General features: G+C 68.2%; 15 protein-coding genes and 1 pseudogene. 10 read left to right on the plus strand and 6 right to left on the minus strand.

The annotated features are described in order from the left end of the window. The first annotated feature begins 104 nt into the window (after window positions 1-104). The 3 genes from AC5Y4D_RS08635 to AC5Y4D_RS08645 all read left to right on the plus strand — a co-directional run bounded on the left by AC5Y4D_RS08635 (window position 105) and on the right by AC5Y4D_RS08645 (window position 1,881). The gene (locus AC5Y4D_RS08635) at window positions 105-245 is read left to right on the plus strand and encodes a hypothetical protein (protein ID WP_499941667.1); all 141 of its coding nucleotides are present in this window, start codon (window positions 105-107) and stop codon (window positions 243-245) included. Between the two features lie 148 nt (window positions 246-393). Then, complete coding sequence (locus AC5Y4D_RS08640; protein ID WP_499941668.1) at window positions 394-945, plus strand: PE family protein; 552 nt, start codon at window positions 394-396, stop codon at window positions 943-945. Between the two features lie 48 nt (window positions 946-993). Beyond that, window positions 994-1,881, plus strand: a complete 888-nt coding sequence (locus AC5Y4D_RS08645) for an alpha/beta fold hydrolase (protein ID WP_499941898.1) — start codon at window positions 994-996, stop codon at window positions 1,879-1,881. Between the two features lie 67 nt (window positions 1,882-1,948). Here AC5Y4D_RS08645 and satS read toward each other — a convergent pair whose 3' ends face one another. Both satS and AC5Y4D_RS08655 read right to left on the minus strand, forming a co-directional pair. Next, on the minus strand, window positions 1,949-3,271 hold the full coding sequence (gene satS, locus AC5Y4D_RS08650; RefSeq protein ID WP_499941670.1) for a protein export chaperone SatS: 1,323 nt from the start codon (window positions 3,269-3,271) through the stop codon (window positions 1,949-1,951). A 33-nt stretch (window positions 3,272-3,304) separates the two neighbouring features. Then, window positions 3,305-4,174 carry an alkaline phosphatase family protein gene (locus AC5Y4D_RS08655; protein ID WP_499941672.1) on the minus strand — a complete coding sequence of 290 codons (870 nt, stop codon included), beginning with the start codon at window positions 4,172-4,174 and terminating at the stop codon, window positions 3,305-3,307. 82 nt (window positions 4,175-4,256) lie between these two features. Between AC5Y4D_RS08655 and upp the strand changes: the two genes are divergently transcribed. Beyond that, complete coding sequence (gene upp, locus AC5Y4D_RS08660; protein WP_499941674.1) at window positions 4,257-4,880, plus strand: uracil phosphoribosyltransferase; 624 nt, start codon at window positions 4,257-4,259, stop codon at window positions 4,878-4,880. Between the two features lies 1 nt (window position 4,881). Here upp and AC5Y4D_RS08665 read toward each other — a convergent pair whose 3' ends face one another. Continuing rightward, window positions 4,882-6,426 carry a phospho-sugar mutase gene (locus AC5Y4D_RS08665; protein WP_499941676.1) on the minus strand — a complete coding sequence of 515 codons (1,545 nt, stop codon included), beginning with the start codon at window positions 6,424-6,426 and terminating at the stop codon, window positions 4,882-4,884. A gap of 7 nt (window positions 6,427-6,433) precedes the next feature. Next, window positions 6,434-7,231, minus strand: a complete 798-nt coding sequence (locus AC5Y4D_RS08670; protein WP_499941900.1) for a purine-nucleoside phosphorylase — start codon at window positions 7,229-7,231, stop codon at window positions 6,434-6,436. A gap of 46 nt (window positions 7,232-7,277) precedes the next feature. On the opposite strand from AC5Y4D_RS08670, the gene AC5Y4D_RS08675 reads away from it, so the two are divergent. Next, window positions 7,278-8,453 (plus strand): M20 family metallopeptidase, encoded by a 1,176-nt coding sequence (locus tag AC5Y4D_RS08675; RefSeq protein ID WP_499941678.1) that lies wholly within the window; start codon window positions 7,278-7,280, stop codon window positions 8,451-8,453. Next, entirely contained in the window at window positions 8,450-9,619 is a 1,170-nt protein-coding gene (locus AC5Y4D_RS08680) for a M20 family metallopeptidase (protein WP_499941679.1), read from the plus strand. Before AC5Y4D_RS08675 ends, AC5Y4D_RS08680 begins: the two co-directional genes overlap by 4 nt. Before the next feature lie 295 nt (window positions 9,620-9,914). On the opposite strand, the gene AC5Y4D_RS08685 is transcribed toward AC5Y4D_RS08680, so the two are convergent. Then, window positions 9,915-10,394, minus strand: a complete 480-nt coding sequence (locus AC5Y4D_RS08685; protein ID WP_499941681.1) for a gamma-glutamylcyclotransferase family protein — start codon at window positions 10,392-10,394, stop codon at window positions 9,915-9,917. Between the two features lie 31 nt (window positions 10,395-10,425). On the opposite strand from AC5Y4D_RS08685, the pseudogene AC5Y4D_RS08690 reads away from it, so the two are divergent. The 3 genes and pseudogenes from AC5Y4D_RS08690 to AC5Y4D_RS08700 all read left to right on the plus strand — a co-directional run. Next, window positions 10,426-11,900: pseudogene (locus tag AC5Y4D_RS08690) on the plus strand (NAD(P)H-quinone dehydrogenase); the annotation flags it as partial. Between the two features lie 18 nt (window positions 11,901-11,918). After that, entirely contained in the window at window positions 11,919-13,661 is a 1,743-nt protein-coding gene (locus AC5Y4D_RS08695) for a glycerol-3-phosphate dehydrogenase/oxidase (protein WP_499941902.1), read from the plus strand. Beyond that, complete coding sequence (locus tag AC5Y4D_RS08700) at window positions 13,658-14,530, plus strand: pseudouridine synthase (protein ID WP_500036948.1); 873 nt, start codon at window positions 13,658-13,660, stop codon at window positions 14,528-14,530. Before AC5Y4D_RS08695 ends, AC5Y4D_RS08700 begins: the two co-directional genes overlap by 4 nt. An 18-nt stretch (window positions 14,531-14,548) precedes the next feature. Here AC5Y4D_RS08700 and AC5Y4D_RS08705 read toward each other — a convergent pair whose 3' ends face one another. Beyond that, window positions 14,549-14,872 (minus strand): DUF732 domain-containing protein, encoded by a 324-nt coding sequence (locus tag AC5Y4D_RS08705; protein ID WP_500036949.1) that lies wholly within the window; start codon window positions 14,870-14,872, stop codon window positions 14,549-14,551. A gap of 264 nt (window positions 14,873-15,136) precedes the next feature. On the opposite strand from AC5Y4D_RS08705, the gene pstS reads away from it, so the two are divergent. Next, entirely contained in the window at window positions 15,137-16,228 is a 1,092-nt protein-coding gene (gene pstS, locus AC5Y4D_RS08710) for a phosphate ABC transporter substrate-binding protein PstS (RefSeq protein WP_500036950.1), read from the plus strand. The last annotated feature ends 11 nt before the right edge of the window (window positions 16,229-16,239 follow it).

Raw genomic sequence — 16,239 nt, forward strand, 5'->3', positions numbered from 1 at the left:
CCCCGTCGGCGCAGAAATACGCGTTCCTACCGATGGCTGTGGCCGCGAGAAATAGGACAGTCGAGTTGTCCGGAATTCCCCGGCTACTCCCCAAGGAGACTGACATGAAGCACTTGCCCCGTACCGCGACCTTCGGCCGCAAAGCCACCCCGTCCGAGCGGCGCAACCGCCCGCGGGCGAACGACTCCAAGCGTTACGTGTACCTCGAAGATGCTGCCATGTCCCGCGCCATGTACCGCCTCTAGCGGGTCGATGCGGTGGCAACGCATCCGGTGGCCATCCTGCTACGCGCCGGCAGCTCCGGACGGGCCCATAGCGCACTGAGAAGTCGAGTACCCGGCTACTCAATTCGCGAGTGAGCAGCCGTGGGACGGTAGCGCGAGGATCAGAGCTTTGCTGGAGGGCGACATGTCGCAGGTAATGGTGGCGCCGGACCTGGTAGAGGCGGCGGCAACGGATTTGGCGGCCATCGGTTCGGCACTCGAGGCGGCGCACCTCGATGCGGCGGCTCCGACGCTGGCGATCGCTCCCGCGGCGGCCGATGAGGTGTCGGAGGGCATCGCGCAGATGTTCTCGCAGCAGGGCGCGGACTATCAGAAAGTGGCCGGGGCGGCGGCGGCGTATCACGAACAGTTCGTGCAGCATTTGACCGAAAGTGCCGGCGCGTACGCGACCGCCGAGGCCGCTGGCGCGGCGGGGCTGCTGTCGCCGATCGCAGCGGTGTTCGGCCAGCTTGCCGGAGCCTTCTGGACTCAATCAATACAAATATTCGGCGAGTTTGCCAGCTGGCTATATGTGGTCAATCCGGCTTTGGTCGCATTCCTCGGGGGCGTGGCCCTACTCTCCATCATCGCGCTACTTTTGTTATTCGTTTTCACGGCCAACTTTATTTTTCCGGCTATCCCGCAGCCGTTGCTCACTTTATTCTCTGTGCTATTCGGTTAGTCACGTCGTCTGCGCGGTCGGCCAGTGAATAACATCGCTGATGTGCAGCTGCCAGAACATATCCGGTCCGACGAAGCCACCGTGTTCCCGTTGCCCGACGGACGCACGCTGGCCTACCTGGAGTGCGGCGACCCCGTCGGCTACCCCGTGTTCTATTTCCACGGCACCCCGAGTTGTCGGCTGGAAGGTGTCCTTGCCGATGGCGCCGCGCAGCGGCACGGCTTCCGGCTGATCGCGGTCGACCGTCCCGGGTTCGGACGGTCGACCTTCCAGCGTGGTCGCACCTTCCTGGACTGGCCGGCCGATGTGTGCGCGCTGGCCGACGGCCTCGGCGTGGACGATTTCGGTGTTATCGGGCATTCCGGCGCTGGACCGCACCTGTTCGCCTGCGGCGCGCTGATCCCGCAGGAACGGCTGAAATTCATTGGTGCGCTTGGACCTTGGGGTCCGCTGGCGACACGGGAGATCAGACGAAGTCTCAATTCGACTGACCGTCTCAATGCGCGCCTGGCGCGGTACGGACCACGGCCCTTTGCTGCCGCTTACGCTCCGCTCGGCTGGTGCGCCAGATACCGCCCGGGGCTGTTCACCCGGTTGGTCACGTCGTCGCTGCCCGACACCGACCACGAACACACGCGCGCTGAACTGTTCCTACGGCACTTCCGTGCCATCTTGCAGGAGGCGTTCCGTCAGGGTGGGCGCGGCCCCGCGTATGAGACGTTCCTCTTGTACCGCCCGTGGGGCTTCGGGGTGGACGAAGTGGCGGTTCCGACCCACATTTGGCAGGGCGATCGCGACACGTTCATCCCGGGCGCCATCGCTGAGTATCTTGAGCGCACGATTCCTGCCGCCGACTTGCACTGGTCGCCGGGCAAAGGCCATTTCAACATCGAGGACTGGGACGCGGTTCTCGCCGCGTGTGCCAGCGATATCTAAATAGCGAACAGGAAATCCCGCAAGCGCAAATGGCAGGTGGATCGAAGGTGGGATTGCGCGGCCGCCGCTATTCGCGCCGCAGTCGCGAGTCCACGAACGACTCCAACTTCTCCCACGCCCGCACCGCCGAGGCATACGGCCCCGCGGGTTTGCCGACCGAGTCCGGCTCCAGCACGTAGGCGATAAGCTTGCCCAGCGGCTTGCCCGGCTCCAGCGCCTTGTTGACGGTGCTCTCCTCGGAATAGTCACCGACGTCGCGCAGCAGTTCGACGGCCAGGTCGAGTTGCTCACGGTCCACCGCTTCCGGGCCGTCGGCGAAGTCGTCGGCCAGGCCGCTGAGCACGTAGACGTTCTCGTCGGTGATGTCGACCTTCAAGGAGCCGTCGGTGGCGGCGGTGCGGATGTCGTCGTAGGTGGCCAGGTCCGACAGGTCGTGGTCGTGCTCGTCGGCCAGATAACGGGCCAGCGCACGCTCGGAGGTGAACACGCTGATCCGGCCATTGCGGCCCAGGAAGATGGGCTGCTCGTCGAGGTAGCAGCGCAACGTGTAGAAGGTCCCGGAACTGGTCATGATCCGGATCGGGTCGATGCCGACCTCGGCCCAGAAATCGTCGGCGCCGCCCAGGATGACGGTGTCGCCTTCGGCGCGGCCTTCGTCCTCGTCGTCCTCGTCGTCCTGGTCGGATTCGGACTCGTCGGATTCGGTTTTGTCGGACTCGGATGACTCGGACTCGGACTCGGGCTCGGGCTCCGCCTCAGCCTCGGCCTCTTCGGCCGACTCTTCCTCTTCGATTTCCTCTTCGAGCTCGTCGGCGGCCTTGGCCGACAGCTTCTCGTCGACCTCGGGTGTGCTGACGACGTCGTCGAGGGCCTTGAGCACGTCGTCCCAGCTGCGCGCGATCACCTCGCCGATCGTGTTCCAGCGCTTCTGGCCGGCCTTGCCGGTGAAGTGCCCGATACCGCCGGACACCGTGCCCAGGCTCGGGTTGCCGTTGAAGAACTTCGAGATCGCCGGCAATTCGCACACCGATCCGATGGACGACACGATCGCCAGCGCGCCCGCCAGTGCCTGCACCGACTCCTCGGTCGGCTTCTCGGCCACCAGCTCCTCGACGGCAACCAGGTCGAACCGCTTGTCCTCAGCCGGCTCCAGCTTCTGCGCGTGGGCCTCGGTGACGCCTTTCCACGCCGGGTGATCGACCAGGTCGTTGTCGGTGTCGCTGCGCACGAAGGCAACCAGGTCGGCAACGTCGTCGAAAACGTAGAGGTCCTCGTCCTTGCCCAGGAACGCCTCCCACTCGTCCCCGGAGTCGCGCCAGCGGGGCGCCCACAGCGTGTAATGGTCACCTTCGGACAGGCTCAGGCGGATGGGCACGAGGTCAGCAGCCATGCGGCACACAATAGCGACCCGGCCCGTTGCCGCTTACCCGCCCCAAATAGTTGCGATGACGGGAGCATTGGCCGCGTAACCCGTTTTGGGCAGCCCGTACATCTCCTCGAGGGTGGACAGCACGTTGTAGTGGCTGATCGTTTCGTTGTAGGTGCCGGGGCGGACGTGTGCGCCGTAGAACACCGTCGGGATCTGATTGCGGGGACCGCCGTCGTCCTCGTCCCACGTCACGATCAGCAGGCTGTTGTTGGCCTTGGCCCAGTTCGCGTAGGCGGCCAGGTGAGTGTTCAGCCAGGCGTCGCCCTGGGCGATCGACCCGTCGTGCATGTTGTTGTCGTTGTTCGGGATGACGAACGACACCGTGGGCAGACTCGCGTAGTTGCCGGGTTGCGGGAACGCCGAGAACGGCACCGACACCGTCGGCGGCACGTTGCTGAAGTTCACCCACGGCACGTGCTTGCGCCCGTACTTGCCGGCTCCGCAGACCGTCGAACCCACGGCGGGCAAATCCTCGGAGTAGCCGCCGAAAGTGCGTCCCGCGGCCAGCAACCCGGTCGCCAGGTTCGGTTGGGCGCCGACTTCGACCGGACAACTGTCCTTGGTCAACCCGAACGTGCTGCCGGCGAACATCGCCAGGTAGTTCGGTTCGCTGGGATGGGTCTCGGCGAACGACTGGGCCATCATCGCGCCATTGGCGGCGAGTGCGTTGATGAACGGCGCCGTCTTGTTGCCGATGATGTTGGCCTGCGAGCGGTTCTCCTCCACCACGATCACCACGTGGGCGAAGCTCGGCAGGGTCGCCGCGGTGAGGGCTATGCGGGTCCCGGGGCTGGCCAACACCATCGCCGCCAACGCCGCCAGGACACAGAAAACCCTGGTCAGGCGCTGTCTGGACGCTCGCATGCCCGGAGTATATGGGCGGGCCAGACCCCCCTCGGCGACGAAATCGCCCGCTGAACCGGATCGTTATATATGGTCACCGTTCGTGGACGTGCACGTCGTCGATCACCCGTTGGCCGCGGCCCGGCTCACCACGTTGCGGGACGAACGCACCGACAACGTCGCGTTTCGCGCCGCCCTGCGTGAACTGACCTTGGCCTTGATCTACGAGGCCACCCGGGACGCGCCGACTGAACCGGTACCGATCCGCACGCCGCTGGCCGAGACGACGGGGATGCGGTTGGCCCGGTCGCCGTTGCTGGTGCCGGTGCTGCGCGCCGGTCTGGGCATGGTCACCGAGGCGCATGCGATGTTGCCGGAAGCGCACGTCGGGTTCGTCGGTGTCGCTCGGGACGAGCAGACCGCCCGTCCGGTGCCCTACCTCGCGTCGCTGCCCGACGACCTGTCCGAGCTACCGGTCATGGTGCTCGACCCGATGCTGGCCACCGGGGGATCCCTGGTGCACACCGTGGGTCTGCTGCAAGAGCGCGGTGCTCACGACATCACCGTGCTCTGTGTGGTCGCCGCTCCGGAAGGCATTGCGGCACTGGCGGAAGCGGCGCCGAACGCGCGGCTGTTCACCGCGGCCGTCGACGACGGGCTCAACGAGATCGCTTATATCGTGCCGGGATTGGGCGACGCGGGCGACCGCCAGTTCGGGCCTCGCTGAGTCACCACTTTTCGACGTCTGCCACGAGTCGGTCCCGCAGCGCCCGCGCGCGGGCACGGGCCACGTCCAGGTCTGCCGTCGGTGCGCAGCGAATCTCTAGATAGCACTTCAGTTTTGGTTCGGTGCCCGACGGTCGCACCACGACCCGGGTTCTCGCGTCGGCCTCACCGCGGGTGAAGATCAGGGCATCGGTGATGTCGGTCATGTCGAAACCCGCCGGCGGTGACTCGCGCAGTCGGCGCATCAGGGCCGCGGCCTCGTCGGTATTGGCGACCCGGCGCGGCACCGCGGCCACCTCGTGCACGCCGTGGCGGCGGGCGAGGTCGTCCAGCGCGTCGGCCACCGTGCGGTCTCCCAACGCCGCGACCAGGTCGCAGAACAGCACCGCGGCGCTGATGCCGTCCTTGTCGCGCACGGCGTCCGGGTCGACGCAGTGCCCGATCGCTTCTTCGTAGGCATAGACCAGGCTTCCTGGGCGGTCGGCGTCGGCGCGGGCCAGCCACTTGAACCCGGTCAAGGTTTCGACGTGGCGCGCGCCGTGGTGCGCGGCGATCGCGGCCAGCATGCGGGAGGACACCACGGTGCTGGCCACGGTGCGCGGCTGCGCGGCGGGTTGCGAAAGGATGTAATCGCCGAGCAGCCAACCGGTTTCGTCGCCGGAGAGCATCCGCCAGCCGGACGGCCCCGTTATTCCCACGGCGCAGCGGTCGGCGTCGGGATCCAGCGCGATCGCGACGTCGGCGTCGACGTCGGCGGCCAGCGCAAGCAGGGCATCGGTCGCCCCCGGCTCCTCCGGGTTGGGGAAGGCGACGGTGGGGAAGTCGGGATCGGGCGCGAATTGCGTTGCCACGGTGTGGATATCGTCGAAACCGGCGCGCCGCAACGTTTCGATGGCCAGCGCCCCGCCCACCCCGTGCATCGGCGTCAACGCCACCCGCACGCCGCCGCTGCCGCGACGCACGGCAGCGGCGCGCTGGATGTAGCGCTCTCGAAGATCGGTGTCCGCGGGTGCGACGGGGGTGCGGGCGATCTGGTCGGCCGGCGGCGCGGCGGTCATCGCCGCCTCGATCCGCCGATCGGTAGGGGAGACGATCTGCACCCCGCCGTCGAGATACACCTTGTACCCGTTGTCGGTGGCGGGATTGTGCGAGGCGGTGATCTGGACCCCGGCGACCGCGCCGGTTGCGCGTACCGCGAAGGCGACCAGCGGCGTCGGCACCGGTTCGGGGAACATCAGCACCGAAAATCCTTGCGCGGCAATGGCTTCTGCCGCGGCGTTGGCAAACGCCGCCGATCCGTGCCGGGCATCGCGGCCCACCACCATCGTTCCGGTGCCCTCGCTCGTCTGCGCCAGTGCCCAGCTGGCACGCAACACCACGGCGACATTCATCGCGTCCGGCCCGCCGCGCACCGGTCCGCGCAGCCCGGCGGTGCCGAAGGTCAGCGGGCGGGCGAACCGCGCCGCCAGCTCGTCGGGATCACAGGCGGCCAGTTCGGCGGCCGTCTGCGGGTCGGGATCGTGGGCGATCCAGGCATCGGGATTCAAGGGGGATTCACTGGAACCTGTTGATCACCTCGGCCAGCAGCGAACCCATCCGGGCCGCCGACGCTGCACCGGTGGCCAGCACCTCGGCGTGGCTCAGCGGCGCACCGGTGATGCCGGCCGCCGAATTCGTCACCAGCGAGAGCCCCAGCACCTCGGCCCCGGCCGCCCGCGCCGCGATGGTCTCGTGCACGGTCGACATGCCCACCAGGTCCGCGCCCAGCACCCGCAGCATCCGGATCTCGGCCGGTGTCTCGTAATGCGGACCCGGCAGCGCGGCATACACACCCTCGGCCAGCTCCGCGTCACATTCGCGGGCCAGCGCCCGCAGTCGCGGCGCGTAGGCGTCGGTCAGGTCGACGAACTGGGCGCCGACCAGCGGTGAGCGGGCGGTGAGGTTCAGGTGGTCACTGATCAGCACCGGCTGCCCGACGCGAAGGTCTGATCGCAAAGCCCCGGCGGCGTTGGTCAGCACCACGATCCGTGCCCCTGCCGCGCACGCCGCCCGGACCGGGTGCACCACGTGCTGCAGGTCGTGGCCCTCGTAGGCGTGGATCCGGCCGGCCAGCACCAGCACCCGGTGCGCGCCGACGGGCACCGACAACAACTCGCCGGCATGCCCTGCCGCGCGCGGCGGCGCGAATCCGGGCACCTCGGCCTGGGGCAGCGCGGCCGTCGGGGAACCCAGTGCCGCGATCGCCGGCGCCCATCCCGACCCCAGCACCACGGCGACGCCATGCTCGGCGATCCCGGTGCGTTCGGCGATAACCAGCGCGGCCCGCGCAGCGATGTCGTCGGGATCGGGCATCAGGCTGGTCACACTCGGCGAGCTTAGGCGATGAGATACTGCCAAGATGCCCGCACGCAACCCACTGGACAGCGTCGAGGCGTCGGTGCGGCAGCGGAGTTCCGACCTGGTCGAGTTGTCGCACGCCATCCACGCCGAACCGGAGCTGGCGTTCGGCGAGCACCGCAGCTGCGCCAAGGCCAAAGAGCTGGTTGCCCAGCGCGGCTTCGAGATCAGCGCGGTCGCCGGGCTGGACACCGCGTTTCGCGCCGACTTCGGCAGCGGACCGCTGGTCGTCGGGGTTTGCGCGGAGTACGACGCGCTGCCCGACATCGGCCATGCGTGCGGTCACAACATCATCGCTGCCTCGGGTGTGGGCACCGCGTTGGCGCTGGCCGAGGTTGCCGACGAGCTCGGCCTGACGGTGGCGTTGCTGGGCACTCCGGCCGAGGAGTCCGGCGGCGGCAAGGAGCTGATGCTGCGGGCCGGGGCGTTCGACGACGTCGCGGTGGCCGTCATGGTGCACCCCGGTCCCACCGACATCGCCGGAGCGCGGTCGCTGGCCCTTTCCGAAGTCACCGTGCGGTACCGGGGCAAGGAGTCGCACGCCGCCGTCGCGCCGCACCTCGGGGTCAACGCCGCCGACGCGGCGACCGTCGCACAGGTGGCGATCGGGCTACTGCGTCAGCAGCTGGCCCCCGGGCAACTCGTGCACGGCATCGTCACCGACGGCGGGCAGGCGGTCAACGTCATCCCGGGACAGGCGACGTTGCGGTATGCCATGCGCGCGGTCGAATCGGACTCGCTGCGCGAACTGGAGGGCAGGGCGTACTCCTGCTTTGCCGCGGGCGCACTGGCCGCCGGCTGTGAATACGACATCGACGAGGCCGGCCCGGCCTACGCGGAATTGAAGCCCGACGAGTGGCTGGCCGACGTGTGCCGCAGCGAGATGCTGCGCCTGGGCCGCGACCCGGTGCCGGCCTCCGTCGAAGCCGGGTTGCCGTTGGGCAGCACCGACATGGGCAACGTGACGCAGGTGATGCCGGGTATTCATCCGATCATCGGGGTCGATGCCGGCGGGGCCACCGTCCACCAACGTGCCTTCACCGCCGCGGCCGCGGGTCCCAGCGCCGACCGGGCAGTGGTCGACGGCGCAATCATGTTGGCGCGCACGGTGGTTGCGTTGGCCGCGGATCCCGCCCAGCGCGACCGGGTACTGGCCGCACAGGAGCGCAGGGCATGAGCCTGGTCGACAGCGCCGAATCCTGGTTGGCCGCACACTACGACGACCTGGTCGCCTGGCGGCGACACATCCACCGCTACCCGGAACTGGGTCGTCAGGAGTTCGCCACCACGCAGTTCGTCGCCGAGCGGCTGGCCGACGCCGGTCTGAATCCGAAGGTGCTTCCCGGTGGGACCGGCCTGACCTGCGATTTCGGTCCTGAGCATCAGCCCCGGATCGCTTTGCGCGCCGATATGGACGCGCTGCCGATGACCGAGCGGACCGGTGCGCCGTACGCCTCGACGATGCAGAATGTCGCACACGCCTGCGGTCATGACGCGCACACCTCGATCCTGCTCGGCACCGCGCTGGCGCTGGCGTCGGTGCCCGAGCTGCCGGTCGGGGTGCGGCTGATCTTCCAGGCGGCCGAGGAACTGATGCCCGGTGGAGCGATCGATGCGATCGCCGCCGGCGCGCTGACCGGGGTGTCGCGGATCTTCGCGCTGCATTGTGATCCGCGGCTGGAAGTCGGCAAGGTCGCCGTCCGGCTCGGACCCATCACGTCGGCGGCCGACCAGATCGAGATCACGCTGTATTCGCCGGGTGGGCACACCTCGCGTCCGCACCTGACCGCCGACCTCGTCTACGGGCTGGGCACGGTGATCACCGGGCTGCCGGGGGTGCTGTCGCGGCGCATCGACCCGCGCAACAGCACCGTGCTGGTGTGGGGAGCGGTCAATGCGGGCAACGCGCCCAACGCCATTCCGCAGTCCGGCGTGCTGGCGGGCACGGTGCGCACGGCCAGCCGGCAGACCTGGGTCGACCTCGAAGCGATCATCCGCGAGGCCGTCGCGGGTCTGCTGTCGCCGCTGGCCATCGAGCACACGCTGCAGTACCGCCGCGGTGTGCCGCCGGTGGTCAACGAGGACGTCTCGACGCGCATCCTGATGCACGCCATCGAAGCCGTCGGCCCCGACGTGCTGGCCGACACCCGGCAGTCCGGCGGCGGCGAGGACTTCTCCTGGTACCTCGAAGAGATTCCCGGCGCGATGGCGCGGCTGGGGGTGTGGTCGGGGGAGGGTCCGCAGTTGGACCTGCATCAGCCGAACTTCGACCTCGACGAGCGGGCGCTGGCGATCGGGGTGCGGTTGATGGTGAACATCATCGAGCAGTCGGCTATCTGCTGATCGGGCGAGCGCGCCCATATGCACGCCAGAGCGTCGTATTTCTGACATTTTGAGGACCCTCGGCAGGTGAATTGTCGGGTCGCTTCTAGTTGCCGACGATAAGCCGCGTGCATCCCGAGCTCTGTCACCTGCTCAACGCACAAGGCGGCGTCGTCAGGTGTCACCCCGCCCGACTCGTCCAACGCCTCAACGCGCGACTTTGTCGAGCCGCTTAGGGCGCCGAGCGTCCCCAAAATGCCGGGAATTGCGGCATTTGCCGTACATATGAGGACGCTCGGGCGCAAAAGGCAACCAGCTAAGTAGGTGTCCCCGGGCCGATATTGCGGGCCGGGCGGGTGCGCAGGTCGTGCACGTAATCCGCGGGCGCCCCGGCGATTTCGGCAGCGTCGGCCATCACGCCCAGATAGCGCGCCGACGGCAACCCGCCTTCCCAGGCGTCCAGCACATATAGCCACGCCAGCACCGGGTCGATGTCGGTGTCCGACGACTCCCGCTGCACGCGGCAACGGATCTTCTTGTGCACGCCGAACTCGGAACCTTCCCAGCGGTCCAGGTTCATCTCGTCGGCCGGCGTCATGTCGTAGAGCACGACGAACACCCGCGAACCGGGATCCTCGACCACCGTGGCCAAAGCTCCCTCCCAGCCGATGTCCTCCCCGCCGAACGTCAGCCGCCATCCCGGCAACCAGCCGGTTCCGGCCATCGGCGAATGGGGTGCGCGCTTGAGCATCTGCTCGGGATGCATGTTCGACCCGTAGGCGGCGTAGAGCGGCACGGGGAAAGCTTAAACGCTAGGTTTGGTGGCTGTGGCGACCCGCATCGTGATCCTCGGTGGAGGCCCGGCCGGATACGAAGCGGCCCTGGTGGCCGCCAATGCCCGCCCCGACGTCGACGTCACCATCATCGACTCCGACGGCATCGGCGGCGCGGCCGTGCTGGACGACTGTGTGCCGTCCAAGACGTTCATCGCGTCCACCTGGCTGCGCACCGAGCTGCGCCAGGCGCCGCGGCTGGGCTTCGACATCGACATCGACGACGCCAGGATCCTGTTGCCCCAGATCCACGCCCGCGTCAAGAACCTGGCCGCCGACCAGTCCGCCGACATCGCCGCGCAACTGCGCAGCGTGGGCGTGCACCTCATCGCCGGGCGCGGGGAGCTGATCGACCCGACGCCCGGGTTGGCCCGGCACCGTCTGCAAGCCACCGCGGCGGACGGCACCGTCACCGAGCACGAAGCCGACGTGGTGCTGATCGCCACCGGTGCCAGCCCCCGGATCCTGCCGTCGGCCAAGCCGGACGGCGAACGCATCCTGACCTGGCGGCAGCTCTACGACCTCGATGAGCTCCCCGAACACCTGATCGTGGTGGGCTCCGGAGTCACCGGCGCCGAGTTCGTGCACGCCTACACCGAGCTGGGTGTGCCGGTGACGGTGGCCGCCAGCCGCGACCGGGTGCTGCCCTACGAGGACGCCGACGCCGCCGCAGTGCTGGAGGAGTCGTTCGCCGAACGCGGGGTGCGGCTGTTCAAGAACGCCCGCGCCGAGTCGGTCAAGCGGACCGGAAACGGCGTCCTGGTCACCATGACCGACGGCCGCACCGTCGAGGGCAGCCACGCCCTGATGACCATCGGCTCGATCCCCAACACCAGCCACCTCGGCCTCGAGCGGGTCGGCATCGAGCTCGGCCCCGGCGACTATCTGAAAGTGGACCGGGTCTCGCGTACCTCGGTCCCGGGCATTTACGCCGCCGGCGACTGCACCGGCCTGCTGCTGCTGGCTTCGGTGGCGGCGATGCAGGGCCGCATCGCGATGTATCACGCGCTGGGCGAGGGCGTCAGCCCGATCCGGTTGCGCACGGTCGCCGCGACGGTTTTCACCCGGCCCGAGATCGCCGCCGTCGGCGTCCCACAGTCGGCGATCGACGCCGGTGAGTTCAGCGCCCGCACCATCATGCTGCCGCTGCACACCAACGCCCGCGCCAAGATGTCGGGGATACGGCAGGGTTTCGTCAAGATCTTCTGCCGCAAATCCACCGGCGTGGTGATCGGTGGCGTGGTGGTCGCGCCGATCGCCTCGGAGCTGATCCTGCCCATCGCGGTCGCGGTCACCAACCGGATCACCGTCAACGAGCTGGCCCAGACACTGGCCGTCTACCCGTCGTTGTCCGGTTCGATCACCGAGGCCGCCCGGCGCCTGATGGCCCACGACGATCTGGACTGAAGGACGACTCGTCGACCTCCGAGCAACTAGCCTGGGTTGAGCATCGCCTACTGACGAGTAACCGACAGGAGTCTGTTGTCGTGAGCAACCCGATCGAGAACGAACCCGCCCCGTCGACTCTCGGACCCGAACAGCGCGCGACGGCGTGGGAGCGACTTGGTACCGAGCAGTTCGACGTGGTCGTCATCGGCGGTGGCGTGGTGGGTTCCGGCTGCGCGCTGGACGCGGCCACCCGCGGGCTGAAGGTGGCGCTGGTCGAGGCCCGCGACTTCGCCTCCGGCACGTCGAGTCGCTCGTCGAAGATGTTCCACGGTGGTCTGCGCTACCTGGAACAGCTGGAGTTCGGGCTGGTGCGCGAAGCTCTCTTCGAGCGCGAACTCTCGCTGACCACGCTGGCACCGCACCTGGTCAAGCCGCTGCCGTTCCTGTTCCCGTTGACCAAGCGGTTGTGGGAACGCCCCTACATGGCCGCCGGCATCTTCCTCTACGACAGCCTGGGCGGCGCGAAATCCGTTCCCGCGCAAAAGCATTGCACACGAGCCGGAGCCCTGCGATTGAGCCCGGGACTGAAGCGCAGCTCGCTGATCGGCGGCATCCGCTACTACGACACCGTCGTCGACGACGCCCGGCACACCATGACCGTGGCGCGCACCGCGGCGCATTACGGCGCGGTGGTGCGATCCTCGACCCAGGTGGTCGCGTTGCTGCGCGAGGGCGACCGGGTCACCGGCGTGCGGGTGCGCGACTCCGAGGACGGCGAGGTCACCGAGGTCCGCGGTCACGTGGTGATCAACGCGACCGGCGTCTGGACCGACGAGATCCAGGCCCTGTCCAAGCAGCGCGGCCGGTTCAAGGTGCGTGCCTCCAAAGGCGTGCACGTGGTCGTGCCCCGGGACCGCATCGTCAGCGACGTCGCGATCATCCTGCGCACCGAGAAGTCGGTGATGTTCGTCATCCCGTGGGGTAGCCACTGGATCATCGGGACCACCGACACCGACTGGAACCTCGACCTGGCGCACCCGGCGGCCACCAAGGCCGACATCGACTACATCCTCGGCACGGTCAACGAGGTGCTGGCCACGCCGCTGACCCACGCCGACATTGACGGCGTCTACGCCGGGCTGCGGCCGCTGCTGGCCGGGGAGAGCGAGGAGACGTCCAAGCTGTCCCGCGAGCACGCCGTCGCGGTGCCCGCGCCGGGGCTGGTCGCGATCGCGGGCGGCAAGTACACCACCTACCGGGTGATGGCGGCCGACGCCGTGGACGCCGCGGCCGAGTTCATCCCGGCCCGAGTGGCGCCGTCGATCACCCAGAAGGTGCCGCTGATGGGCGCCGACGGCTACTTCGCGCTGATCAACCAGACCGAGAACGTCGGGGCGATGCGAGGCCTGCACCCCTACCGGGTGCGTCACCTGCTGGACCGCTACGGCTCGCTGATCGACGAGGTCCTGGCGTTGGCGGCCAAGGATCCCAGCCTGCTGGCTCCGCTGAAAGAGGCGCCGGGGTATCTGAAGGTGGAGGCGCTCTACGCGGTCGCGGCCGAGGGCGCCCTGCACCTCGAGGACATCCTGGCCCGCCGGATGCGGATCTCCATCGAGTACTCCCATCGCGGTGTCGACTGCGCGCGCGAGGTGGCGGAGCTGGTCGCGCCCGTGCTGGGGTGGTCGGCCGAGCAGACCGACCGCGAGGTGGCCAACTACACCGCGCGGGTGGAGGCCGAGATCCTGTCCCAGGCCCAGCCCGACGACGTCTCCGCCGACGAGTTGCGGGCCAGCGCACCCGAGGCGCGTGCAGAGATCCTCGAGCCCGTCCCGCTCAATTGAGACCTGCGCCCCTGCCGGTTCGCGACGGGTTGGGACCCGCGCGGGTACGGCTGCACGGCGGGCCGGTGCTGGCCGAACTCACCAGACGGTTCGGGGCGGCGGCCGGCGCGAAAGTCCGCGCCGGCGAAGTCGTCGACGCCGACGGCACGGTGATCGGCCCCACCACGACGCTGCCCGCCGGCGCGCACGTCTACCTGTACCGCGATCTACCGGACGAGGTTCCGGTACCGTTCGAGATCCCGGTGCTCTACCGGGACGACGACATCGTCGTCGCCGACAAACCTCACTTCCTGTCCACCATGCCGCGGGGACGGCACGTCGCCCAGACCGCGCTGGTGCGGCTGCGACGCGAGCTGGATCTGCCCGAACTCAGCCCCGCTCACCGGCTGGACCGGCTGACCGCCGGAGTGCTGCTGTTCACCGCCCGCCGTGAGTTGAGAGGTTGCTATCAAACACTTTTCGCCCAGGGCCGGGTGCGCAAGGCCTACCTGGCGCGCGCGGCGGTCGACGTGTCCGGAACGTTGCCGCGGGTGCTGCGCAGCCGCATCGTCAAGCGCCGCGGCCACCTGCAAGCGGTGACGGAACCCGGTCCGCCCAACGCCGAAACGTTGGTCGAGGTGGTGAGCCCGGGGTGGTACCGATTGACGCCGCGAACCGGCCGCACCCACCAATTGCGGGTGCACATGGCCGGTCTGGGGTTGCCGATCATCGGAGACCCGCTGTATCCCAACGTGATCGACGTCGAACCGGACGATTTCAGCGCGCCACTGCAGCTGCTGGCGCAGCGCATCGAGTTCGACGACCCACGCACCGGGACACGACGCGAGTTCGTCAGCCGACGATCCCTGGGCGCCAACACGTTTGGGTAGGCCGGCGCGAACCGGCGGTCAGGACGTGGCGTGATGCCGGGGACAGTAGGCCGCGATGCTCAGCCCGACGAAGAAGCCGGCACGGAACCCGTCCAGGTTGCCGTTGCTGCTCAGCGCGTTGGCGACATCGCCTTTCGGCCTGCCCAGGTCGAGCTCGTCACACACGTGATGGCCGGCCATGACCGCCGCCTGCGGCGTCGTGAAGTTGATCCCCTTGGTCTGCAGGGCATTCAGGAATTGGCCGTCCACCCCGTCGGCATACGCGGCCGGGGCCGCCACCAATGCGGCCAAGCCGAACAGCATGGCGCCGGGTAGCAACGAGCGCAACCGGCTGGTGATCATCGCTCGAACCTCCCCTGCTGGGTGTGACGTAACACAATGCTTACATTTGCGATCATCGCACGAACCGCTGCAGCGAGCGGACGGCTTTCTCTGCGTGACGGTGATTGTGCGAAATGTCGGGATTGTGAATCCGCCGCGAACGGCTGTTGAAATCGTCGAATCCGGATGCCACCGGCGGTCGCCGAGCGTGAATGGCGGCGCGGTTGGTTGTTACCATCTGGCTGAGCCGAACCGCTCCGGGTAAGTATCAGTCGAGGAAATGAATTGATGCTCTTTCGATTTGGGGCCGTGTTGGCTGTGTTGGTCGCCGGTGCGGCGATGGTGTCGGCGTGTGGGGCGCGCAACCAGTCCGCGAACGGGGGCGCGTCGGCCAGGTGCGGTGGCAAGCCGGCGCTGACGGCCAGCGGTTCCACCGCGCAGGAGAACGCCATCACCCGTTTCGCCAAAGCCTTCGAAACGACCTGCCCGGGCCAGTCGCTGCACTACACCGCCAACGGATCCGGCGTCGGGATCGGCGAATTCCTCAGCAGTAAAACAGATTTCGCCGGGTCGGACTCGCCGCTGAACAACGACGAGTACGCCAGGGCGCAGGACCGCTGCGGCTCACCCGCGTGGAATCTGCCCGTCGTGTTCGGTCCGATCGCCATCGCCTTCCGCGTCGACGGTCTGGCAACGCTGAACCTGGACGGGCCGACCGCGGCCAAGATCTTCAACGGGTTGATCACCACCTGGAACGACCCCGCACTCGGCGCACTCAACCCCGGGGTCGCCCTGCCCGCCAAGGCGATCCACGTCGTCTTCCGCAGCGACGAGTCAGGCACCTCCGACAACTTTCAGCGCTATCTGGACACCGCGGCCAACGGTGCGTGGGGCAAGGGTGCCGGCAAGACATTCCGCGGTGGTGTCGGGGAGGGCGTCAGGGGTAGCGACGGCGTCGCGGCGACCGTCAAAGACGTCGACGGGTCGATCGGCTACGTCGAATGGTCCTTCGCCCAAGCCCGGAAACTGGGCATGGCCAGTGTCGTCACCTCGGCCGGACCCGAACCGGTGGCGATCAGCGCGGACGCGGTGGGCAAGACGATCTCGGCGGCCTGGTTCCTGCGTGAGGGCAACGATCTCGCCTTCGACACCATCTCGTTCTACCGGCCGAACCAGCCCGGCTCCTATCCGATCGTGCTGGCGACCTACGAGATCGTGTGCTCGAAGTATCCCGATGCCCAGGTTGGAGCGGCGGTGCGGGCATTTTTGCGCAGCGCGATTGCTACTGGCCAGGACGGTTTGGTGGACCACGGCTACATTCCGGTTCCCGACGAGTTCAGGCCGCGTTTGACCACGGCTATCGATGCCATCGCGTGACCGGTGATTTC

This window comes from Mycobacterium sp. NGS67 (assembly GCF_059812185.1).

Bases quoted from the DNA above. Each gene is read 5' to 3' on its own strand.
- AC5Y4D_RS08635 (WP_499941667.1), top strand. From the start codon at position 105: ATGAAGCACTTGCCCCGTACCGCGACCTTCGGCCGCAAAGCCACCCCG.
- satS (WP_499941670.1), bottom strand. From the start codon at position 3,271: ATGGCTGCTGACCTCGTGCCCATCCGCCTGAGCCTGTCCGAAGGTGAC.
- AC5Y4D_RS08655 (WP_499941672.1), bottom strand. From the start codon at position 4,174: ATGCGAGCGTCCAGACAGCGCCTGACCAGGGTTTTCTGTGTCCTGGCG.
- AC5Y4D_RS08670 (WP_499941900.1), bottom strand. From the start codon at position 7,231: ATGCCCGATCCCGACGACATCGCTGCGCGGGCCGCGCTGGTTATCGCC.
- AC5Y4D_RS08675 (WP_499941678.1), top strand. From the start codon at position 7,278: ATGCCCGCACGCAACCCACTGGACAGCGTCGAGGCGTCGGTGCGGCAG.
- AC5Y4D_RS08680 (WP_499941679.1), top strand. From the start codon at position 8,450: ATGAGCCTGGTCGACAGCGCCGAATCCTGGTTGGCCGCACACTACGAC.
- AC5Y4D_RS08705 (WP_500036949.1), bottom strand. From the start codon at position 14,872: ATGATCACCAGCCGGTTGCGCTCGTTGCTACCCGGCGCCATGCTGTTC.